Consider the following 22,814-nt stretch of genomic DNA (forward strand, 5'->3'; position numbering starts at 1 on the left):
ACTCGGCTTCTTGCATGGATGATCCCTCCTGATGTGATCATGAAGGGGTCAGTTCTCCATGTCGCCAGGGGGTCAGTTTGTCATGTCGCCTGACAACGCATTCGGGCGCTTGTGCCACGCCATCGGGCGGCTGCGCCACGCTTTAGGGGCTGCACACACCGTTTTTCTTGATGCGATCGCCGTCAAGCATAAGCCCAATTTGCCGTAATTCTTCTGCCTCGTCCTTCAGCCTTCGCCGCGCATCGCGCATGGCTTGGCTTGATGCTTGCCCGGCTACTGCCACAATGACGGTATCGAGGAACCATCCTCCTGTCGGCTCTATTTTGTGGCTCAAGACGTGCCTTGCGACGGCCTGGCTGATTCCATGCTGCAAGCGAGCAATGGGGGCAGGGTCATAGTACAAGCTCAAGTCATGTTCGAGCAGCGTTACAAGCGCAACTCCAAGGCGTACCTTCCACAAATTCCGCTCCCCACCCGTCAGAGGATCAGGGCGTGTCATGGGAGAAGGGATAACGTGGTCAATCAATCCGCCGATGATTAAGCGGTCGAACTGGGGCATCTCGATTGTGATCGTCGCGGCTCTTAGCTCAGTCAACAGCTTTTCGATCTGAGTAAAGCTGTACCGGCTATCGGAAAGCGTTTTTCGCACGCGTGCCGGGTCTACCAGCAGCTCGACACCACCATCAGAAACATCGCGCCGACGTTCGGCGCAGTACAAAACCGCCTCGACAATATCGGCGTGCCGCTGACCTAACCTGCCGGTCACGCGACAGCGACCAAAGGAGGTTTCCATCCAGTCGCCTTCGCGCAAGCGCGGTCGCTGGCTAGGTTGATAGAGCATTACTCGCGCCTGCGCGCTGGTACTGGTGGGTGTAACGGCATTACCACAGCTCATCGTCACTCCCGTTTACGACATGCAGGACGTTCTCCTTCTTCACCTCCACCAGTTGCACCGGAACAAGGACGCCGCCATCGTGGCGTTGGTACCATCGCTCGAGTGCGGTCGCGTCATAGTTCTGCTTGCTGACACCAAACCGGACGAAGAAACCGCGCCGGTCGTTGCCGATGGGGCGTCGGTCATAGTCGCGGTCGCTCAAACGCTTCGCCTCGTCTTCACTCATCTTGGCGACGAAACCACACCAGCGGGCATTGTCGATTAGAGCGGATGCGCCTCGCGCAGCCTGCTGCTGATCGGTTTGCCCTTCGCGGGCGCTGCCCTTGCTCACATGGTGTAAGTACAGAACCGATGCGCCGGTGCTGGCCGCGACGTGCTCAAGCGTGGCGACAAGCCTCGCCATGTCACCGTTGCTGTTCTCGTCCTTGTCGTGAATTCGGCTCAGGGTATCCAGTACGATCAGTCGAGCACCCGCGCAAAATTCAATGACACGGGCAAGGTGCCGTTCATCCATCACGTTCAAGCGCTTGCCCATGATCGGCTCAAGAGTGAGGTTCTCCGCGATAGCTTCGCGTGCCTGCTGATTCAGGTGCAGGCCTATCGCATGAATTCGCCGTACCAACGCGACTTCCGGGTCTTCCCCCGCGAAATAGACCACGCGTCCAGCGCGCTCAGGGGCAATCCCTACCAGGTCCCCACCTGCGACTGCGCACGCGATGGACATTGCAGCTTCCAATGCCCAGAAGCTCTTGCCCGTAGCTCCTGGGGCTACTAGCGCTCCCACGGTTCCCGCGAGAAAACCTGGCCATACAAAGTCCAGTAAAGGCGGCTCGTTGTCGAACGCGGCCCTTAAATCAATGGCCACGATTAAGCCCCCAATCCAGGGCGGCGAGCTTGGATACCCGAACACTTGCGGGCCTCGATCCATTCCTCAACGTCAGCCAAGTCCCACACGACATTTCGGCTGGTTAGCGCAATGCGGCGCGGGAATTCTCCCCGCTGCTCCAAGTTGTAAATCGTGCGCTCGCACAGCGGGATCATGGCGAGTAGCTTTTTCTTATTGATGAGCGTTCTGTTTGTCGTTGCTTGCATGCATTGACCTCCATCAGGCACCTTCGAATATTTGCCTGATCATGCCTCGCAATGCGGGATTGCATCGACCTAATGATTGGCTAAAATGGTTGACGTGAAAAATGAGTCGACCATAACAATTTGGGACGGATGCGATCCCACTGTCTCGGAAGCGATCGGTCAGCTTCAGGATCGCTGGCACCCGTACTCCAAGTATTCGAAGCGCTATCCCATCGTTCGGCTGATACAGGAGCTGATCGATCCCGCCGTGGCCGCGTACACCACGACGCTGCCACAACGCTACTTGAGTCACGTCCCTGGCGCAGGAACAGGGGTGAGCCTCAGCGGAATCATTCGGTTGGTGGGGCTTGACGCGATGGTTCGTGTGCAGCGGCAGTTGCTGCGCCAGTTCGTCAAAACTGCGGACAGACAATCCGCTAGGGATCAGCGGTTTGTGGCGACGCTGGAAACGCTGATTGAGCTGGTGGAGGACTGCGCCTGCAAACGGCCAGCAAAGTCCCGAGTGCGCACCACACGTCTGAATGGCGAGCGTCGCCAGGGTTTTTGCCGGTTCTGCGGATCACTTACCGAACTTACTTTGTACGCTGACGGGAGCGACACCCCGAAGGCCAACGATCTAGAGGAAGAGCTTCGGCTGAGCAGCCAATACTGCCTGGACCATCGACCCAGATTGCCGAGTGGCGCTTGGAACCCAGCCTACCGGCAAGCGAAGCGATCAGTCGCACAATTCGATCTCGAATTGGCCAGGCTTAACCGGCAATGCGCAAAGCGGTCCACGCCCCATGCCGCAGCATCCGGTGACCCGCTGGTTGACGACTACTTTTTTCACTACATGCTAGGTCAGACCTTACAGCCTGCCGACATAGCTGAGCTGCGCAACCTGGCGCGGCTGATGGTGGACTCCAAGCTGTCAGACACCAAGAAGAGAATACTGATGCTCCATCGTTGGGGCCTCAATCAGTCGGAAATCGCAGAACAGCTTCTAGGCAAGGGCCAACGGCCACTGACGCGCCAAGCAGTGTCCAAGGCAATTGCTTCTATCCCCAATAGCTTTCACCTGAAACAGCCGAAGCGCTCTGGGCGGTGAACACCGCTCGGTAGCCCTTGGGTTCGCATTGGTGAAAGCGCAGGAAATCTCTGTATTTCTCATGGAAAATTCGAGGGAAATCCGGCGAAATCCAATGAAAACACAAGGATCGTCAATGCACGCCGTACGCAGAGCCAATTGCAGAGCTTTACACAGGGATCGATGTGGATTTTCCTTGGTGTATCCAACGGCGTCAGCCGGGCAGGATAGGTGAAGTTAGCTAACCGGCGAGCCGGTTATCTCCCTTCACTATCCCTTATTCGCACCTGGCGGTGCTCAACGGGAGTCCTGCTCTGCGAGGCGGGTGGAACTTGGCCGTCATGCCGAGGCTGTCCGCCGAAGGCCATGCCGTTTTTTAGCGGCTAAAATCGCATGAGGCAGGAAAGTGCTCCATGCTCTCATTCGTTCCGACCTGGCTTCCTGAGCGTCCATTCGTCAATCATGTCCGCCCAATCCTGTAGCATCGCCGTCCGCTGCTCGCGGTACTCGGCTTTGTTGTAGACGGCCCTGACGCCTCTCTGCTCGTGCGCCAGGCACTTCTCGATCCAATCCGTGTTGTAGCCGGCCTCATGCAGCAGCGTGCTGGCCGTACGACGCAAGTCATGCGGTCCAAACTTGGCTAGTGATTTCCCCTCCTTCTGCGCCAGTCGGTAAGTCAACGTCAGCACCTGGTTGAGTGTGGCGCTGCTCATGGGTAGGTCCGAGTCATACCGCGACGGAAGCACATAGTCCGATCCGCCGGCAAAAGTCTTGAGGGCGATGAAGATGTCCAGCGCCTGCCGGGATAGGAATACCAAGTGCGGATTGCGCCGCTTCATCCGCTCCTTGGGGATTGTCCAAAGCGCCTCACTGAAATTGATTTCGCTCCAGGTAGCGTTGGTCAACTCGCTTTTGCGCACCATCGTTAGAAGCAACAGCTTGGCGGCTGCCCGGATGGATGGTGTCGTGCCGATCCGCTCCATGTACTGGTACATCAAGCCGATTTCATCGGGTGTCAACGCACGGTCACGCGGCTCGAATTTGGCGATGGTCGTCGGTCGCACCAGTTCTGCCGGGTTCTCCACCTTCTGACCACGCTCAATGGCCCAACGATAAACCTGCAACACGATCTCGCGGGAATGCACCGCAGTCGCTGGCGCACCTCGCTCGACAATGGCATCGGTTAGTGCCCTCAAATCTTCGTGGGTGATCTCGATCAGCTTCTGATTGCCGAATTTCGGCTTCAACTCACGCTCGTACACCGAACGACGCATATCGCGGGTGGAGTCCGCCATCTGATAGCCCCGCAGCCACTTTTCCGCCCAGGCTCCGAACGTCTCAGCGCCCTTGACACGGGCTTTATCGCGCGCCTTCTCCTTGGCAGGTGACTTGCCGGCTGCGATCAGCTTCTTTGCCTCCCCCAGCCGCTCGCGCGCTTCTGCGAGAGAGATGCCGCCGAGACCGTAGCGTCCGAAGGTGATCGTCTCCTGCCTGCCGTGAATTGAGTAGTTGTAGCGGAACGAAATCGAACCCGCCGGAGTGACCGCCACGTAGAGGCCATCACGGTCATTCACCTTGTAGAGCTTGTCCTTTGGCTTGAGGTTGCGCAGCTTGGTATCAGTCAGCATGGTTCGTGCAATTCTCCATGTCAAAATACCATGCTCAGAGACGCCCGCATTTCCCACAAAAAATCTTTATAGATCAATGCGTTATCTAAATTCAATACCATGACAACCCTGTCATAAACAGCATGGTATCGAGCGCCAAACATGGCATCAGGTTCAGATAGTACCACCTACCATGCCATACAAACGGGGTGCTTGGCGATGCGAAAATTTGCCAGACGGTGCCGGACTCAGAATAGAAAAAGCCCGCAGTTACGCGGGCTTAGAGGTGGTTTCGTGCTCTTTGGTGCCGGTCTATGCCGGACGCGGGATCATTCCCACTCAATCGTAGCCGGCGGCTTGCTCGACACATCGTACGTCACCCGATTGATCCCCCGCACCTCGTTGATGATGCGCGAGGACACCTTCTTCAGCAACGCATAAGGCAGTTCCGCCCAGTCCGCCGTCATGAAGTCGGTGGTCTGCACGGCGCGCAGGGCCACGACGTAGTCGTAGGTGCGGCCGTCGCCCATCACGCCCACGGACTTCACCGGCAGGAACACCGTGAAGGCCTGGGACGTCAGGTCGTACCAGGACTTGCCGGATTCGGGCTCGATGGTGTTGCGCAGTTCGGTGATGAAGATGTCGTCGGCGCGGCGCAGCAGGTCGGCGTATTCGCGCTTGACCTCGCCCAGGATGCGCACGCCCAGGCCGGGGCCGGGGAACGGGTGGCGGAAGACCATTTCGGGCGGCAGGCCCAGGGCCAGGCCCAGGTGGCGGACTTCGTCCTTGAACAGCTCGCGCAGGGGCTCCAGCAGCTTCAGGTTCAGGGTCTCGGGCAGGCCGCCGACGTTGTGGTGGGACTTGATGGCGACGGCCTTGCCGGTCTTGGAGGCGGCCGATTCGATGACGTCGGGGTAGATGGTGCCCTGGGCCAGCCAGCGGGCGGACTTGAGCTTGGCCGATTCGGCCTGGAAGACTTCGACGAATTCGCGGCCGATGATCTTGCGCTTGGCCTCGGGATCGGCGACGCCGGCCAGCTTGCCCATGAACTGTTCGCCGGCATCGACGTGGATGACGCGGATGCCCAGGTGCCGCGCCATGGTGTCCATGACCTGCCTGGCTTCGTTCAGGCGCAGCAGGCCGTGGTCGACGAAGACGCAGGTGAGCTGGTCGCCGATGGCCTTGTGGATCAGGGCGGCGGCGACGGAGGAATCGACGCCGCCGGACAGGCCCAGGATGACTTCGTCGGAACCGACCTGCTCGCGGATGCGGGCGACGGCTTCGGCCACGTAGTCGGGCATGTTCCAGTCGCGCGAGCAGCCGCAGATCTCGGTGACGAAGCGCTCCAGGATGGCCTGGCCCTGGACGGTGTGGGTGACTTCGGGGTGAAACTGGACGGCGTAGAAACCGCGTTCCTCGTCGGCCATGCCGGCGATCTCGCACGAAGGCGTGGAAGCCATGCGCTTGAAGCCCGGCGGCAGGGCCGTGACGCGGTCGCCGTGGCTCATCCAGACTTTCAGCATGCCGTGGCCTTCGGCGGTCTCGAAGTCCTGCAGGCCGGTCAGCAGGCGGGTGTGGCCGTGGGCGCGGACTTCGGCGTAGCCGAATTCACGATGGTCGGAAAATTCGACCTGGCCGCCCAGCTGCAGCGCCATGGACTGCATGCCGTAGCAGATGCCGAGCACCGGTACGCCGGCCTGGAAGACGGCGGCGGGGACTTTCAGGGATTCCTCGGCGTAGGCGGAGGCGTGGCTGCCCGACAGGATGATGCCCTTCAGGCCCTGTTCCTGCTGTTCGCGGATGAAGTCGTCGCCCACGTCGCCCGGGTGGATTTCGCAATAGACGCCGGTGTCGCGCACGCGGCGGGCGATGAGCTGGGTGACCTGTGAACCGTAGTCCAGGATGAGGATGCGCTGGTGGTGCATGATGGATGGGCGATCGGGAGGGCTGTTCAAGGCGTTAATGTAACCCAGGCGCGCCCCGGGTGTCCTGGCGCGGCAAAGCGATCCGGGAAGCCGCATCGGCAGGGGGCCGGCCGTGCGCGAGCGGGCCCCGGCGGCATCCGGACGCCCGGCGGCGCCCGCACGCCTTGGTCCGATCGGCGCGGGCCGGTTACAGTACAAGCCTGAAGGAGACGACACAACATGGCATCCCGCCCCTCTCGCATTCCCCTGCCCCTGGCCGGACTGCTGGCCCTGGCCGTGGCCATGGGCATCGGCCGTTTCGCATTCACGCCCGTGCTGCCGATGATGCAGGCCGACCTGGGACTGAGCCTGGCCCAGGGCAGCTGGCTGGCCAGCGCGAACTATCTGGGCTACCTGCTGGGCGCGCTGCTGGTCACGCACCTGAGCTGGCCGCCCGCGACCCTGCTGCGGCTCGGCCTGTGGCTGGTGGTGCTGATGACGGCGGCAATGGGGCTGGACAGCCACTGGCTGGGCTGGCTGGCGTGGCGGCTGCTGGCCGGGGTGGCCAGCGCCTGGGTGCTGATCGGCACGTCCGCCCTGTGCATCGCGCGCCTGAACGCCACGGGACAGACGGAACGCAGCGGCGTGGTGTTCGCGGGCGTGGGCTGCGGCATCGCGTTCGCCGGACTGGCCTGCATGGGCCTGACCCTGGCGGGGACGACGGCCTCGCAGGCCTGGCTCTGGCTGGCGGCGGCGGCGCTGGGCGGCCTGATGGGCGCGTCGATGCTGTGGCGGACGGTGGACGCCGCCGCGCCGCCCCCGCCCGCGACGACCGCGTCGGACCCAGCCGCGACGAGCGCGCCGGACCCAGCCGCGGCGCGCGCGGCGGCTTCCGGCGAGCCGCCTTCGGGCAGGCCGCTGGCCGCCCCGACGGCCGCCGCCCGGCAGGCCGGCGATGCTTCGGCCCACGCCGCCCCGCCCCTGCACTGGGGCCTGATCCTGTGCTACGGGGTCTACGGCTTCGGCTACATCCTGCCGGCCACGTTCCTGCCGGCCCAGGCACGGCTGCTGGTGCCGGACCCCTGGCTGTTCAGCCTGGCCTGGCCGGTTTTCGGCCTGGCGGGCGCGGTGTCCACGGTGATGGCCAGCCGCCTGGCGCGCCGCTGCACCCGGCCGCAGATCTGGGCCGGCGCCCAGGTGGTGATGGCGGTGGGCGTGCTGCTGCCCGCGATATGGCATGCGCTGCCGGCGATCCTGCTGGCGGCCTGCTGCGTGGGCAGCACCTTCATGGTGATCACGATGGTGGGCCTGCAGGAGGCCCAGGCCGCGGTCGGCCAGGCCGGCGCCAAGCGCCAGATGGCGGCGATGACGGCCTCGTTCGCCCTGGGCCAGCTGATCGGTCCGATCTTCTTCAGCCTGACGCACGCCTGGTTCGGCGCATCGCTGGAATTCGCCCTGGTGCTGGGCACGCTGGGCCTGTTGGCGGGCGCCGTTCCGATCCTGCGGCTGCGACGCCCGGCTTCGGCCGGGCAGCCCCGGGAACAGCGGTAAGCAGCTCCCCGATCCGGGCGGCGGCATGCCGCCCATGCGCTCCCGGCTTTCAGCCCGCCAGCCGCTGATACACCAGGGTGGCGAAGATCGCCGCGCCCTGCGCGAGCAGCGCGTCATCGAAGTCGAATTCGGGATGGTGGCAGGTCAGGCCGTCATGTCCCAGGAAGAAATACGCGCCCGGGCGATGGTCCAGCAGGTAGGCGAAGTCCTCGGACGCCATGAGCGGCGTGACGGGATCGACGACTTGACCGGTCCCCAGCACGGCGGCCGCCGCGCGCTTGACGTGCTCCACCGGGCCGGCCTGGTTGACCGTGGGCGGGGAACTGAGCAGATGGCGGAATTCGACTTCGCAGCCATAGCCGCACGCCGTGCCTTCGCACAGGCCGCGCAGGCGCTCCAGCACACGGGCCTGGGCCTCGCGCGACAGGGTGCGCACGGTGCCGCGCAGCACGGCGTGGTCGGCGATGACGTTGATGGCGCTGCCGGCCTGGAACTGGCAGACGCTCAGCACGGCGGTGTCGAAGGGGCTGACGTTGCGGCTGACGACGGACTGCAGGGATTGCACCAGCGCCGCGCCGGCGACGATGGGGTCGTTGGCCTGGTGCGGCATGGCGGCGTGGCCGCCCACCCCGCGGATGTGGATCTCGAACAGGTCGCAGGCCGACAGGATGGCGCCGGTGCGCACGCCCGCCTGCCCCGGTCCGATGCAGTTGTTGTTGTGCAGGCCGTAGACCTCGTCGCAGGGGAAGTCGCGGAACAGGCCCGCGTCCACCAGCGCCCGGGCGCCCGTCAGGGGCTCTTCGGCCGGCTGGAAGATGAAGACGACGCGGCCGGCGAAATCGGGATTCGCCGCCAGGTGGCAGGCGGCGCCCAGCAGGATGGCGGTGTGGCCGTCATGGCCGCAGGCGTGCGCGACGCCGTCGTGGACCGAACGATGGTCGTGCGCGCCCGCGTCGGGCATGGGCAGGGCGTCCATGTCGGCGCGCAGGCCCAGAGTGGGCCCCGCGCCCAGGCGGCCGTCCAGCACGCCGATCACGCCGGTGGTGCCGCCATAGCCTTCGTGCACGGCGATGCCCCAGGAACGCAGCAGTTCGGTGACACGGGCCGCGGTGCGGTGTTCCTGGTGGCCCAGTTCGGGATACCGGTGGAAATCCCGGCGCCAGGCCCGCATGGCCTGCGCCAGTTCGTCGCCGATGCGCGCGGGTGCCCGCGCGGCAGGCTCGCCCAGGGCGCCGGGGATGGGATCGCTGGCCGCCACCGGATCAGTCCGCCCGGTAGTTGGGGGCTTCCTTGGTGATCTGCACGTCGTGGACGTGCGATTCGCGCACCCCGGCGGCGGTGATCTCGACGAATTCGGCCTGGGCGTGCAGGTCCTGGATCGTGGCGCAGCCGCAGTAGCCCATGGAGGCACGCACGCCGCCCACCAGCTGGTAGATGATGGCGATGACGCTGCCCTTGTAGGGCACGCGCGCCTCGATGCCTTCGGGCACCAGCTTGTCGACGTTGTTGTTGGGGTCCTGGAAATAGCGGTCGGCCGAGCCGTCCGCCATGGCGCCCAGGCTGCCCATGCCGCGGTAGGACTTGTACGAGCGCCCCTGGAACAGCACGACCTCGCCAGGGGCTTCCTCGGTGCCGGCGAACATGCCGCCCATCATGCAGGTGGACGCGCCGGCGGCCAGGGCCTTGGCCACGTCGCCGGAATAGCGGATGCCGCCGTCGGCGATCAGGGGCACGCCCGTGCCTTCCAGGGCCTGGGCCACGTCGGCGATCGCGGTGATCTGCGGCACGCCCACGCCGGCCACGACGCGGGTGGTGCAGATGGAGCCCGGGCCGATGCCGACCTTGACCGCGTCGGCGCCGGCCTCGACCAGTGCGCGCGCGGCGGCCGCGGTGGCGATGTTGCCGCCGACGACCTGGATGTTGGGGTAGTGCTTCTTGACCCAGCGGACGCGGTCGATCACGCCGGCCGAATGGCCGTGGGCGGTGTCGACCACGATCACGTCCACGCCGGCGGCGGCGAGTTTTTCCACGCGCTCGTCCGTGCCCTCGCCCACGCCGACGGCGGCGCCGACGCGCAGCTGGCCCTGGGCGTCCTTGCTGGCCAGGGGATGTTCGGTGTTCTTGACGATGTCCTTGACCGTGGCCAGGCCGCGCAGCTGGAACTTGTCGTTGACGATCAGCACGCGCTCCAGGCGGTGGCGGTGCATCAGGGCCTGGGCCTCTTCCAGGGTGGCGCCTTCGGTCAGGGTGACCAGGCGTTCCTGCGGCGTCATGACTTCGCGCAGGGACACGTCCAGGCGGTCCTCGAAGCGCAGGTCGCGGTTGGTGACGATGCCCACCAGCTTGCCGCCTTCGACCACCGGCAGGCCGGAGATGCCGTGCTGGCGCTGCAGCGCGATGGCGTCGCGCACTTTCATCGTGGGGGTGACGGTGACCGGATCGATCACGATGCCGAATTCATGGCGCTTGACCCGCGCGACCTCGCGCGCCTGCTCGTCGGCGCTGAGGTTCTTGTGGACGATGCCGATGCCGCCTTCCTGGGCCATGGCGATGGCCAGGCGCGACTCGGTGACGGTGTCCATGGCGGCGGACACGAGCGGGATGTTGAGCTGGATGCCCCGGGTCAGCTGCGTGACGAGGCGCGTGTCGCGCGGCAGGACCTGGGAATAGGCCGGGACCAGGAGGACGTCGTCGAAGGTCAGGGCTTTCTTGATCAGACGCATGGATGAACTCCGCACAAAGATCGATTATAGCGTCCCAGCAAAGGGTTTTCCCGCCCCGCTCCGCCCCGAGCCCGGAACCGTGGCCGCGCAGTGAGACCGTGACCGCGCCGTGTCAGGCCAGCCAGGCCCGCGCGTTGCGGAACATGCGCATCCACGGTGTATAGCCGCCGTGCGCGGCGTCGTCCCCGCCGCGGTCGGCCGCGCCCCAGCGTTCGGGGCGCCAGGACATCATGACGTTGCGCGTGACGCGTTCGGGGTGCGGCATCATGACGGTGTAGCGGCCGTCGGTCGTGGTGACCGCCGTCAGGCCGGCCGGGCTGCCGTTGGGGTTGGCCGGATAGGCTTGCGTACGCGCGCCCCGGTTGTCGATGAAGGCCATGGCCTCGACCACCCGGGCGGCATCGCCCTGGCGGCTGAAATCGGCATAGCCTTCGCCGTGCGCGACGGCGATGGGCACGCGCGCGCCGGCCATGCCGGCAAAGAAGATCGACGGCGAATCCAGGACCTCAACCAGCGACAGGCGCGCCTCGTATTTCTCGGACACGTTGCGCGTGAAACGCGGCCAGGCGTCCGCGCCCGGGATGAAGTCGGCCAGCGCCGCCATCATCTGGCAGCCGTTGCACACGCCCAGCGCGAAGCTGTCCGGGCGGGCGAAGAAGGCGCCGAACTGGTCGGCCAGCGCCGCGTTGAAGCGGATGGTGCGCGCCCAGCCCTCGCCCGCGCCCAGCACGTCGCCGTAGCTGAAGCCGCCCACCGCCACCAGGCCGCTCATGCCGTCCAGGCGGATGCGGCCTGCCAGCAGGTCGGTCATGTGCACGTCCACGGCCTCGAAGCCGGCGGTGTCGAAGGCCCAGGCCATCTCGACCTGGCTGTTGCAGCCCTGCTCGCGCAGGACGGCGATGCGCGGCCGCGCGCCGGTGGCGATGAAGGGCGCGGCCACGTCGTGCTGGGGATCGAAGTCCACCCGCGGCGACAGGCCCGGATCCTCGACGTCGAGCCAGGCCTCGTATTCGGCCTGGGCGCAGTCGGGATGGTCGCGCCGCGCCATGATGCGCCGCGTGGTCTCGCTCCAGGCCTGGCCGAGTTCGGCCAGGGGGCGCTGGTAGATGATGGAACCGTCGCGGAAGACCTGCAGCTCCCGGCGCGCGTTGGGCATGCCCACCACGTGGGTGCAGTGCGACAGGCCCGCCTGGCGCAGGTGGCGCAGGACCTCGTCGCGGTGCGCGCGCGGCACCTGCAGCAGCCAGCCGGCTTCCTCGTTGAACAGGGCCGCCAGATTGCGTTCGTGGTGCTGGACGGCCACCTGGTCGGCGCGGATCTTGTAGTCGCCGGCGTCGGCCGTGTGCGGATCGATGGTCAGCATGTCCAGGTTCAGCGACACGCCCAGGCGCCCGGCGAAGGCCATTTCGGCCGCCGCCGCCAGCAGGCCGCCATCGGAGCGGTCGTGGCACGCCAGGATCCAGCCCTTGGCCGCCAGCTCGCGCAGCGCCAGGAAGGCCGCGCGCAGCAGGGCCGCGTCGTGCAGGTCCGGGGTGTCCGTGCCGATGGCGCCGTAGGCGTGGGCCAGCACCGAGCCGCCCAGGCGCTGGCGCCCTTCGCCCAGGTCGATCAGCAGCAGCACGGAGCCTTCGGCCGCATCGCGCAGCTGCGGCGTCAGGGTGGCGCGCACGTCGGCTACCGGCGCGAAGGCCGTGACCACCAGCGACACCGGCGACACGACCTGGTGGTCGCCCGCCTCGTCGCGCCAGGCGGTGCGCATGGACAGGGAGTCCTTGCCCACCGGGATCGACAGGCCCAGGCTCTGGCACCAGTCGCTGACGGCGGACACGGTGTCGTACAGGGCCGCGTCCTGGCCGGGCGCGCCGCAGGCGGCCATCCAGTTGGCCGAGAGCTTGACGTCTTCCAGGCGGGCGACGCCGGCGGCGGCAAGGTTCGTCAGGGCCTCGGCCACGGCCATGCGGCCGGAGGCGGCCGGGTTCAGGACCGCGATCGGGCTGCGTTCGCCCAGGGCCATGGCCTCGCCCGCCACGCCTTCGTGGTCGCGCAGGGTGACGGCGCAGTCGGCCACCGGGACCTGCCAGGGGCCGACCATCTGGTCGCGGGCCGTCAGGCCGCCCACGGTGCGGTCGCCGATGGTGATCAGGAAGGACTTGTTCGCCACGGTGGGATGGCGCAGCACCCGCTCGACCGCCTCGGGCAGCTCGATGCCGCCGAGATCCAGCGGCTCGCCCGCCACGGCGGCGCGCGCGGCGCTGCGCTGCATGCGCGGCGGCTTGCCCAGGATCACGTCCACCGGCACGTCCACGGGCCGCAGCCCGGCCGGGGCCGTTTCGCCCGCCGGACGGTCCAGGCCCGGCAGGCCCTCGTCCAGGGTGACGCGCAGGCGGCGTTCCTCGGTGGCGACGCCGACCACCGCGTAAGGGCAGCGCTCGCGCTCGGCGATGCGCGCGAAGCGGTCCAGGTCTTCCGGACGGAGGGCCAGGACGTAGCGTTCCTGGGATTCGTTGCTCCAGATCTCGGCGGGCGACAGGCCGGATTCTTCCAGCGGCACGCGCCGCAATTCAAATTCCGCGCCGCGCCCGGCGTCGTTGACCAGCTCCGGGAAGGCGTTGGACAGGCCGCCCGCGCCGACGTCGTGGATCGCCAGGATGGGGTTGGCTTCGCCCTGCTGCCAGCAGCGGTCGATGACTTCCTGGGCGCGGCGCTGCATTTCCGGGTTGCCGCGCTGCACGGAATCGAAGTCGAGTTCGGCCTGGTTGCTGCCCGCCCCCATGCTGGAGGCCGCGCCGCCGCCCATGCCGATGCGCATGCCCGGCCCGCCCAGCTGCACCAGCAGCGCGCCCGGCGGCAGCGGGTCCTTGTGCGCGAGCCGCGCGTCGATCTGCCCCAGGCCGCCGGCCAGCATGATGGGCTTGTGGTAGCCCCAGCGCGTGCCGCCGGCCGTCTGCTCGAAGCTGCGGAAATAGCCGAGCAGGTTCGGCCGGCCGAATTCGTTGTTGAACGCTGCCCCGCCGATGGGGCCTTCGATCATGATGTCCAGCGGCGTGGCGATGCGCCCGGGCGCGCCGCCCGCGTCTTCCCAGGGCTCGGCGGCGCCGTCCACACGCAGGTTCGACACGGTGAAGCCGGTCAGGCCGGCCTTGGGCTTGGAGCCGCGCCCGGTCGCGCCCTCGTCGCGGATCTCGCCGCCCGCGCCGGTCGCCGCGCCCGGGAAGGGCGCGATGGCCGTGGGATGGTTGTGGGTCTCGACCTTCATCAGCGTGTGGGCCACGACGTCGTGGCGCCGGTAGACGGTGTCGCCGGCGCCGCCCGCGTGGAAGATCCGCGCCGGCCCGCCGGCCATGATGGCGGCGTTGTCCGAATAGGCGACGATCGTGCCTTCGGGCTGGGCCGCGTGGGTGGCGCGGATCATGTCGAACAGCGTGTGCGGCTGGGCCTGGCCGTCCACCGTCCAGTGGGCGTTGAAGATCTTGTGGCGGCAGTGCTCGCTGTTGGCCTGGGCGAACATCATCAGCTCGACGTCGGTGGGATCGCGCCCCAGGTCGCGGTAGGCGCGCAGCAGGTAGTCGATCTCGTCGTCCGACAGGGCCAGGCCCAGGCGCGCGTTGCAGGCTTCCAGGGCGGCGCGGCCCTCGGCCATCACCGGCACGGCCTGGACGGGGCGGCCTTCCAGGGACGCGAACAGCGCCTGGCCGTCGAAGTCGTCCGCCACCACGGTCTCGGTCATGCGGTCGTGCACGCTGGCGGCCACGGCGGCCAGCTGGTCCGCATCCAGCGCGCGCGCGCCCAGCAGGCCGCGTTCGGGCACCACGGCATAGCGCACCCCGCGCTCGATGCGGCGCACCTGCGGCAGGCCGCAATGGCGGGCGATGTCGGTCGCCTTGCTGGCCCAGGGGGAAATCGTGCCCAGGCGCGGGATCACCAGGAAACGCGCCACGTGCCGCCCGTCCGGCAAGGCCTCGGACGCCCGGCCGTCGTCGAGCAGCGCCCGCAGGCGCGCCCGTCCCGCCTCGTCCGGTTCGCCGTCGAGGCCGACGAAATGGCAGGCCTGCGCGCGGACGTCGGCCACCGGCAGATCCCGGGCGGCCAGGGCGCGCAGCAGGCGTTCCCGGCGGAAGTCGGACAGGACGGATGAACCGGGGAAGATCAGTACGGTAGTCACGGCGGGACGGCTCGGGGGCATGGGAAACCGCCTATTTTAGCCGCGATCGACAGCCGCGATCAGGGATCCGGATAGCGGATGTCCAGTATGTCGAGCTCCTCGATCCCCGAGGGCGTGCGCAGGGTCACGGTATCGCCTTCGCGCGCCTTGATCAGGGCGCGGGCCACGGGCGAGACCCAGCTGATCCGGCCGGCCAGGGGCTCGGCCTCGTCCACGCCGACGATGGTGACGGTGAATTCCTCGCCGCGGCTGTCGCAGTAATGCACGGTCGCGCCGAAGAAAACCTGGTCGCGGTTGGGCTGCTGGGCCGGGTCGACGACCTCGGCCGACTCCAGGCGGCGCGTCAGGTAGCGGATGCGCCGGTCGATCTCTCGCAGCCGTTTCTTGCCGTACAGGTAGTCGCCGTTCTCCGAGCGGTCGCCGTTGGACGCGGCCCACGACACGACGGACACCACCTCGGGGCGCTCGACGTTCATCAGGTGCATCAGCTCGTCGTTCAGCGCCCGGTAGCCGGCCACCGTCATGTAGTTCTTGGTCCCGGCGGGCAGCGCCCGGGATTCGGGCAGGTCGTCGTCCTCGTCGCCTTCGGACTCCTTGACGAAAGCCTTGTTCATCGCATCACTCCACTAGATCCAGTCGCGCCACACCGGCGTCAGGTATTCCGGCAGCGGCGGCACGCGGCCCAGTTCCGCGCGGGGGATGCCCGGCGCGTGGAAATCCGAGCCGCGCGACGCCTCGAAGCCGTAGGCCTGCGCCACGCGGGCGTAACGGTTGCACTGGGCGGGCGTGTGGCCGCTGGAGACGACCTCCAGGCCGACGCCGCCCAGCGACTTGAATGCCTCGAACAGCGCGTCGAACTGCTGCAGCGTATAGCGGTAGCGTCCGGGGTGGGCGATCACCGCCTTGCCGCCGGCCGCGCGGATCCAGGCCACCGCCGCTTCCAGGCTGGGCCAGCGCATCGGCACGAAGGCCCGCTTGCCGTCGCCCAGGTAGCGGTCGAAGGCCTGCTGCAGGGTCCTGCAATGCCCCTGCTCCAGCAGATGGCGGGCGAAATGCACGCGCCCGATCAGGTCCGGATTGTCCACCTGCCGCAGGGCGCCCTCGTAGGCGCCGGCGATGCCGCAGTCCTGCAGCCGCTCGGCGATTTCCCCGGCGCGCTCGAAGCGGCTGCGGCGGATGCCGGCCAGGCCCGCGCGCAGGTCGGGCTGCTCCGGATCGATGTTCAGGCCCAGGACGTGGACCGTGAGTCCGCAGAACGTCACGGAAATCTCCACGCCGGGGATGAAGCCCAGGCCCAGTTCGCGCGCCGCGGCGGCGGCCTCGGCCAGGCCGGAGGTCTCGTCGTGGTCGCTCAGCGACCACCAGTCCACCCCCTGCTCGCGGGCGCGCGCGGCCACCTGCGCGGGCGGCAGGACCCCGTCGGAGCAGGAGGAATGGCTGTGCAGATCGACGTTCAGCGGCATGGTTCCGGTGCGCGGAGGCGCGGTGCGGGCGGCCGGCGGACCGCCCGGATTCAGCACGAGGCAGCGAGCAGGAAATCGCGCACCGCGGCGATCTGCGCGTCGGCGCGCAGGGTGGGCGCATGCCCCACCCCGTCGAATTCCACCAGGCGGGCGCGGGGATTGCGTTCCAGCATCCGCTGCGCGGTCTCCGGCGTCAGGATGTCGGACTGCGCGCCGCGCAGGATCAGGGCCGGCACGGGCAGGCGGTCCCAGGCCTGCCACAGCAGGGCCTCGGCGGCGGCCGTGGCCTCGGGGGTCTGCAGGGCGAAGGGCTGGGCCAGGCGCAGGTCGTAATGCTTGACCCACCGGCCGTCCCGCTCGGGGAACACGTACCGGGTGAGCGCATCCCAGCCGGCCTCGTCATGCGGTCCGAAGGCGGCGGACACCGTCCGGACGTAGTCCACCGCCTGCTCGTAGCGCGCGAAACTCAGGTCCTGGCCGACGTACGTGCCGATCCGCGCCAGGCCGTCGAAGTTCAGCGTGGGGCCGATGTCGTTGAAGACCATCCGGCCCAGCGGCACGTCGGGCGCCGTGCCCAGCCCCAGCGCGCCGCGGGCGGGACGCAGGGCGGGCGACACGGCCGCCATCCCCGCCAGGCCCAGCCCGATCAGCCCGCCCATCGACGTGCCGACCCAATCCAGGCGCGCCGGCCGCAGGCGGGCGACCAGCGTCGTCAGGTCGGCCACGTACTGGGGAATCGCATAGCCGGCCGGATCGATCAGCCAGTCCGAGCGCCCCCGCCCCACCACGTCGGGGCAGGCCACGCGGTATTCGCGGCTCAGCGCGCGCGCCAGCGCATCGAAGTCCCGCCCGGTGCGGGTCAGCCCGTGCACGCAGACCAGGACCCGGTCGTTGTCCGGATCGCCCCATTCCCAATACGCCATGCGATGCAGGCCCGCCGGACTGGCGCAGGCGACGAAATCCAGGCGGGGCTCGTCGGCCGTTGGGGTTCGGGAGTGCGGGGCTGGGGAAGCGGAAGACATGGGGGCACCTCGTGTCGGACGGACGCCCTTATTTAAACATGGCGATGGACGGGGCGAGGAGAAGCCCCCGCCCCCGCCCGCGGCGCGCTCAGACGTGCAGCGCCTGCCCCAGCGCCCGCAGGGCCGCTTCCTGGATCGCCTCGCCCTGGGTCGGATGGGCGTGGATCGTGTGGCCCACGTCCTCCAGCCGGGCGCCCATCTCGATGGACTGGCCGAAGGCGGCGGCGAATTCCGACACGCCCCGCCCCACGGCCTGCCAGCCCAGGATCAGGTGGTTGTCGCGCCGCGCCACCACCCGCACGAAGCCGTCGGTCGATTCCAGCGTCATCGCCCGGCCGTTGGCCGCCAGGGGGAAGGACGCGTCGATGGCGTCGATGCCGGCCTGGGCCGCCTGCTGCGGCGACAGGCCCGCCGTGACGACCTCCGGATCGGTGAAGCACACGGCCGGAATGGCCGCCGGCATGAAGCGCCGCGTGTGGCCGGCGATCTGCTCGGCCACGCATTCGCCCTGCGCCATGGCGCGGTGCGCCAGCATGGGCTCGCCCGTCAGGTCGCCGATGGCCCAGACCCCGGTCATGGACGTGCGGCAGCGGTCGTCCACGCGCACCGCCTGGCCGTCCATGTCGAGCATCAGGGAACTGAGGCCGAAGCCCCGGCTGCGGGGCTTGCGTCCGACGGCCACCAGCACCTGCTGCGCGGGCAGCACGTCCTCGGTCTTGCCCGACTGGACCCGCAGGCCCTTGCCGTCCTCCGCCAGGCCCAGGACCTGGGTCTGCAGGTGCAGGCCCACGCCCAGGGATTTCAGCGCGGCGTGCACCGGCTTGACCAGGTCGGCGTCGTAGACGGGCAGGATGCGGTCCTGCGCCTCGATCACGTCGACCTTCACGCCGAGCTTGCGGTAGACCGTGCCCAGCTCCAGGCCGATGTAGCCCGCGCCGACGATGGCCAGGGACTTCGGCAGTTTCCTGGGCGACAGCGCCTCGGTGGAGGAAATCACCGGGCCGCCGAAGGGCATGAAGGGCAGCGCGGCGGGTTCGGACCCCGTGGCGAGCAGCAGGTGCTCGCAGCGGATGCGCTGCGGCGCGCCGGCCTTGCCGCGGACGACGGGATCGACGTCCACGGTCTTGCCATCGACGATGCGCGCCCAGCCCTGGACGACCGTGACCTTGTGCTTCTTCAGCAGCGCGCCCACGCCGGCGGTCAGCTTCTTGACGATGCCGTCCTTCCAGGCGACGCTGCGCGCCAGGTCGAGTTCGGGCGACTGGGCGCGGATGCCCAGCGGCGAATCGCCGGCGTAGCCCTGCAGCGCGTGGAACTGCTCGGCCACGTGGATCAGCGCCTTGGACGGGATGCAACCGATGTTCAGGCAGGTGCCGCCCAGGGCGGCGCCTTCGACCAGCACGGTGGGAATGCCCAGCTGGCCGGCGCGGATGGCCGCCACGTAGCCGCCGGGGCCGCCGCCGATGATGAGCAAGGTGGTATGGATGGGATTGGACATGCTGCTTACTCCACGAACAAGAGCGCCGGGCACTCCAGGTAACGCCGGATGCACTGGATGAACTCGGCGGCATGCATGCCGTCGACCACGCGATGATCGAAGGACGAGGACAGGTTCATGAGCTTGCGCGCCACGACCCGGCCCTCCTGGAACACCGGCCGCTCGACCACGCGGTTGACGCCGACGATGGCGACTTCCGGATGGTTGATGACCGGCGTGGACACGATGCCCCCGAGCGCCCCCAGGCTGGTCAGGGTGATGGTCGAGCCGCTCAGCTCGTCGCGCGCCGCCTTGCCCTGGCGGGCGGCCTCGGCCAGGCGCGCGACTTCCGCCGCGCACGACCAGAGGTCCAGGGTCTCGGCGTGATGCAGCACCGGCACCATCAGGCCCGACGGCGTCTGCGCCGCCACGCCCAGGTGCACCGCCCCGTACTGCGTCACCACGCCCGCGTCGTCGTCGTAACGGGCGTTGATCTGCGGAAACTCGCGCAGGGCCAGCACCATGGCGCGCGCCAGGAACGGCAGCAGGGTCAGCTTGCCGCGTTCGGCGCTGTGCAGGGCGTTCAGGCGCGCGCGCAGCGATTCCAGCTCGGTCACGTCGATTTCCTCGACGTAGGTGAAGTGCGGAATGCGGCGCTTGGATTCCTGCATCTTCTGGGCGATCTTGCGCCGCAGGCCGATGACGGGGATCTGGGTTTCCTCGTCCTGGGAGGCGTAGAGCGTGCCGGTGGTGCGGTTCGAGGTCGCGTTGCGGTCGCGCGCCAGCCAGGCGTCCAGGTCGCCGTGCGTGATCCGGCCGGCGGGGCCGGTGCCCGGCACGTACTGCAGGGTGATGCCCAGGTCCCAGGCGCGGCGGCGCACGGCCGGCGAGGCCAGCGGGCGCTGGCCTTCGGGGCGCGACGGCGCGTGCGAGGCGGCATGCGGCGCCTGTGCGCCGCGCGCGGCGGGAGCCGGCGCGGCGGCGGACGGCGCCGCGCCGGCCTTGGCGCGATCGCCGTTGCGGGGCGCGGCGGCCGCGACGGGTGCTTCGGACTCGGGTCCGGGCCGGGGTTGTTCGGGCTGGGGCGCCGGTGCCGGCGCCGCGGGTGCAGATGCGGTCGCGGCCGCGGCGGGCGCCGCGGCCGCCCGCGACGTCGCCCCGACCATGTGCTCGTTGCCCTCGCCCTCGACCTCCAGGCGGATGAGCTCGGAGCCCACCGCCATGACGTCGCCGACCTGGCCGCCCAGCGACACGACGCGCCCGTGCACCGGGGACGGCACCTGGACGGTGGCCTTGTCGGTCATGACGTCGGCCAGGACCTGGTCTTCGACGACGGCGTCGCCCGCCTGGACGTGCCATTCGACGAGTTCGACTTCCGCGATGCCTTCGCCGATGTCCGGCATCTTGATGATGTGAATACCCATTATGCCTCCCGGAACACGCGCTTGAACGCCTCCGCGACCCGCTTGGGGCCGGGGAAATAAGCCCATTCGTGCGAATGGGGATACGGCGTGTCCCACCCCGTGATGCGTTCGATCGGGGCCTCGAGATGATAGAAACAATGCTCCTGGACCAGGGCGCACAGCTCGGCGCCGAACCCGCTGGTGCGGGTGGCCTCGTGCAGCACCACGCAGCGGCCGGTCTTGCGCACCGAGGCCAGGATCGCGTCCAGGTCCAGCGGCCAGAGGCTGCGCAGGTCGAGGATGTCGGCGTCGATGCCGGCCTCGCGCGCGGCGACCTCGGCCACGTACACCATGGTGCCGTAGGTCAGCACGGTCAGCTCGCGGCCTTCGCGGTAAAGCGAAGCCGAGTCCAGCGGCACGGTGTAGTAGCCTTCGGGCACGTTGCCCAGCGGATGCTTGGACCAGGGCACGACGGGCTGGTCGTGGTGGCCGTCGAAGGGGCCGTTGTACAGGCGCTTGGGCTCCAGGAAGATGACCGGGTCGTCGTTCTCGATGGAGCTGATCAGCAGGCCCTTGGCGTCGTAGGGGTTGGAGGGCATGACGGTGCGCAGGCCGGCCACGTGCGTGAACAGGGCCTCGGGGCTCTGGCTGTGGGTCTGGCCGCCGAAGATCCCGCCGCCGCAGGGCATGCGGATGGTCAGCGGCGCGGTGTAGCCGCCCGCCGAGCGATAGCGCAGGCGCGCCGCCTCGGAGAAGATCTGGTCGGCCGCCGGGTAGAAGTAGTCGGCGAACTGGATCTCGACCACCGGGCGCAGGCCGTAGGCCCCCATGCCGATGGCCGCCGCGACGATGCCGCTTTCGGAAATCGGCGCATCGAATACGCGCGAGGGGCCATACTTGGCCTGCAGGCCTTCGGTGCAGCGGAACACGCCGCCGAAATAGCCGACGTCCTCGCCAAAGACGACGATGTTCTCGTCCCGCTCCAGCATGACGTCCATGGCCGAGCGCAGGGCCTGGATCATCGTCATGGGACGGGTCTTGGTTTTTTCCTGTGCCATGCTCACACTCCCAGTTCCTGGCGCTGCCGGCGCAGGTGGACCGGCATGTCCTTGTACACGTCCTCGAACATGGTCGCCACGCTGCTGGTGCGCCCGGTGGCCAGCGTGCCGTGGGCCTCGGCCTTCTTCTGGGCGGCCACGACCTCGGCCTCGCAGGCCTTCTGCAGTTCCTGGTGTTCCTGCTCGGACCAGATGCCGCGCTTGAGCATGTGTTCCTTCAGGCGCGTGATCGGGTCCCCCAGCGGGAAGCGCGACCAGTCGTCGGCCGGCCGGTACTTGGAGGGATCGTCGGACGTGGAGTGCGGCCCGGCCCGGTAGCTGACCCATTCGATCAGCGTGGCGCCGTGGTTGCTGCGCGCCCGTTCGGCGGCCCAGCGGGACACGGCGTGGACGGCCAGGAAATCGTTGCCATCCACCCGCAGCGAGGCGAGATTCGAGCCGATGCCGCGCGCCGCCAGCGTGATGCCCTCGCCGCCCGCGACGGACTGGAAGGTGGAGATCGCCCACTGGTTGTTGATCACGTTGAGGATCACCGGCGCCCGGTACACGTGCGCGAACAGCAGCGCCGTCTGGTAGTCGGACTCGGCCGTGGCGCCGTCGCCGATCCAGCCGCAGGCGATGCGGGTGTCGCCCTTGATGGCCGAGGCCATGGCCCAGCCCACCGCCTGGGGCATCTGCGTGCCCAGGTTGCCCGACAGCGTGAAGAAGCCTTTTTCCGGCACCGAATACAGCACCGGCAGCTGGCGGCCCTTGAGCGGATCCTGGTCGTTGGAAAAGATCTGGCACATCATGTCGAACAGGGGGTAGTCCTGCGCGATGAGCAGGCCCTGCTGGCGGTAGGACGGAAAATGCATGTCGCCTTCGCGCAGCGCCAGCGACTGGCCGATGGCGATGGCTTCCTCGCCCAGGCATTGCATGTAGAACGAGGTCTTCTTCTGGCGCTGGGCGATGACCATGCGGGCATCGAAGATGCGCGTCTTGACCATGGCGCGCAGGCCGCGGCGCAGCAGTTCGTCATCGGGCGGGTCTTCGGCCCAGGGACCCTGGGCGTTGCCCTCGTCGTCGAGCACGCGGATCAGCCCCATGGCCAGGTCACGGGTGTCGTAGGGCGCGATGTCGATGGGAGGCTTGCGCGCGGCCCCGGCGGGTTGCAGGCGCAGATAGGAAAAGTCGGTTTCCTGACCGGGACGCCCCGAGGGCTCGGGCACGTAGAACTTCAGAGGTGTCTGTGTCATGGTCGCAAAAATCTTTTGGATTTTTCACAAGCCCGCAGGAGAATCCCCGAATCCGGGCCGGTGCCTGGAAAATCCGCTGAACGGATTCCCGTGGCCGGGCGGATGAGCTCGGACATTCTCGAAAGGACCACAGTCGTCTTGTGGACGGCTGCCGGA

Annotated in this window: 17 protein-coding genes; 2 read left to right on the forward strand and 15 right to left on the reverse strand. The window is 68.0% G+C overall.

The annotated features are described in order from the left end of the window. Positions 1 to 142: 142 nt before the first annotated feature. The 3 genes from HNR28_RS01260 to HNR28_RS01270 form a co-directional block, all read right to left on the reverse strand. Positions 143 to 793, reverse strand: a complete 651-nt coding sequence (locus HNR28_RS01260) for an ABC transporter ATPase (RefSeq protein WP_244978155.1) — start codon at positions 791 to 793, stop codon at positions 143 to 145. 88 nt (positions 794 to 881) lie between these two features. Then, on the reverse strand, positions 882 to 1,805 hold the full coding sequence (locus HNR28_RS01265; RefSeq protein WP_457912207.1) for a helicase RepA family protein: 924 nt from the start codon (positions 1,803 to 1,805) through the stop codon (positions 882 to 884). Then, complete coding sequence (locus HNR28_RS01270; protein WP_151025423.1) at positions 1,763 to 1,987, reverse strand: helix-turn-helix transcriptional regulator; 225 nt, start codon at positions 1,985 to 1,987, stop codon at positions 1,763 to 1,765. Before HNR28_RS01270 ends, HNR28_RS01265 begins: the two co-directional genes overlap by 43 nt. 85 nt (positions 1,988 to 2,072) lie before the next feature. Between HNR28_RS01270 and HNR28_RS01275 the strand changes: the two genes are divergently transcribed. Continuing rightward, a complete protein-coding gene (locus HNR28_RS01275) occupies positions 2,073 to 3,074 on the forward strand; it encodes a LuxR family transcriptional regulator (protein WP_151025422.1) in 1,002 nt (333 codons plus the stop codon). A 398-nt stretch (positions 3,075 to 3,472) separates the two neighbouring features. On the opposite strand, the gene HNR28_RS01280 is transcribed toward HNR28_RS01275, so the two are convergent. Both HNR28_RS01280 and guaA read right to left on the reverse strand, forming a co-directional pair. Continuing rightward, positions 3,473 to 4,681 carry a tyrosine-type recombinase/integrase gene (locus HNR28_RS01280; RefSeq protein ID WP_151025421.1) on the reverse strand — a complete coding sequence of 403 codons (1,209 nt, stop codon included), beginning with the start codon at positions 4,679 to 4,681 and terminating at the stop codon, positions 3,473 to 3,475. 308 nt (positions 4,682 to 4,989) lie between these two features. Then, on the reverse strand, positions 4,990 to 6,585 hold the full coding sequence (gene guaA / locus HNR28_RS01285) for a glutamine-hydrolyzing GMP synthase (RefSeq protein ID WP_043682856.1): 1,596 nt from the start codon (positions 6,583 to 6,585) through the stop codon (positions 4,990 to 4,992). 219 nt (positions 6,586 to 6,804) lie between these two features. Between guaA and HNR28_RS01290 the strand changes: the two genes are divergently transcribed. Beyond that, positions 6,805 to 8,115: a YbfB/YjiJ family MFS transporter gene (locus tag HNR28_RS01290; protein ID WP_184142445.1), complete on the forward strand. Its 1,311-nt coding sequence runs from the start codon at positions 6,805 to 6,807 to the stop codon at positions 8,113 to 8,115. 49 nt (positions 8,116 to 8,164) lie between these two features. Here the strand turns inward: HNR28_RS01290 and HNR28_RS01295 are convergent, their stop codons facing one another. The 10 genes from HNR28_RS01295 to HNR28_RS01340 all read right to left on the reverse strand — a co-directional run bounded on the left by HNR28_RS01295 (position 8,165) and on the right by HNR28_RS01340 (position 22,658). After that, positions 8,165 to 9,373 carry an amidohydrolase gene (locus tag HNR28_RS01295; RefSeq protein WP_249043909.1) on the reverse strand — a complete coding sequence of 403 codons (1,209 nt, stop codon included), beginning with the start codon at positions 9,371 to 9,373 and terminating at the stop codon, positions 8,165 to 8,167. 4 nt (positions 9,374 to 9,377) lie between these two features. Beyond that, positions 9,378 to 10,838: an IMP dehydrogenase gene (gene guaB / locus HNR28_RS01300; RefSeq protein WP_151025193.1), complete on the reverse strand. Its 1,461-nt coding sequence runs from the start codon at positions 10,836 to 10,838 to the stop codon at positions 9,378 to 9,380. A 112-nt stretch (positions 10,839 to 10,950) separates the two neighbouring features. Beyond that, positions 10,951 to 15,000 carry a phosphoribosylformylglycinamidine synthase gene (gene purL, locus HNR28_RS01305; protein ID WP_322789927.1) on the reverse strand — a complete coding sequence of 1,350 codons (4,050 nt, stop codon included), beginning with the start codon at positions 14,998 to 15,000 and terminating at the stop codon, positions 10,951 to 10,953. A gap of 59 nt (positions 15,001 to 15,059) precedes the next feature. Continuing rightward, a complete protein-coding gene (gene greB / locus HNR28_RS01310; RefSeq protein ID WP_043682860.1) occupies positions 15,060 to 15,614 on the reverse strand; it encodes a transcription elongation factor GreB in 555 nt (184 codons plus the stop codon). A 12-nt stretch (positions 15,615 to 15,626) separates the two neighbouring features. Further along, a complete protein-coding gene (locus HNR28_RS01315) occupies positions 15,627 to 16,463 on the reverse strand; it encodes a PHP domain-containing protein (RefSeq protein ID WP_043682863.1) in 837 nt (278 codons plus the stop codon). Positions 16,464 to 16,513: 50 nt separating this feature from the next. Beyond that, positions 16,514 to 17,485 (reverse strand): alpha/beta fold hydrolase, encoded by a 972-nt coding sequence (locus tag HNR28_RS01320; RefSeq protein WP_244978156.1) that lies wholly within the window; start codon positions 17,483 to 17,485, stop codon positions 16,514 to 16,516. 88 nt (positions 17,486 to 17,573) lie between these two features. Next, the gene (lpdA, locus tag HNR28_RS01325) at positions 17,574 to 18,983 is read right to left on the reverse strand and encodes a dihydrolipoyl dehydrogenase (RefSeq protein WP_043682867.1); all 1,410 of its coding nucleotides are present in this window, start codon (positions 18,981 to 18,983) and stop codon (positions 17,574 to 17,576) included. A 5-nt stretch (positions 18,984 to 18,988) separates the two neighbouring features. After that, a complete protein-coding gene (locus tag HNR28_RS01330) occupies positions 18,989 to 20,386 on the reverse strand; it encodes a dihydrolipoamide acetyltransferase family protein (protein WP_184142449.1) in 1,398 nt (465 codons plus the stop codon). Continuing rightward, entirely contained in the window at positions 20,386 to 21,423 is a 1,038-nt protein-coding gene (locus HNR28_RS01335) for an alpha-ketoacid dehydrogenase subunit beta (RefSeq protein WP_043682876.1), read from the reverse strand. The genes HNR28_RS01330 and HNR28_RS01335 overlap by 1 nt, the downstream gene beginning before the upstream one ends. Positions 21,424 to 21,425: 2 nt before the next feature. Further along, the gene (locus HNR28_RS01340; protein ID WP_151025204.1) at positions 21,426 to 22,658 is read right to left on the reverse strand and encodes a 3-methyl-2-oxobutanoate dehydrogenase (2-methylpropanoyl-transferring) subunit alpha; all 1,233 of its coding nucleotides are present in this window, start codon (positions 22,656 to 22,658) and stop codon (positions 21,426 to 21,428) included. Between the last annotated feature and the right edge of the window lie 156 nt (positions 22,659 to 22,814).

It is taken from the genome of Castellaniella defragrans (assembly GCF_014203015.1).
Classification (GTDB): domain Bacteria; phylum Pseudomonadota; class Gammaproteobacteria; order Burkholderiales; family Burkholderiaceae_B; genus Castellaniella; species Castellaniella defragrans.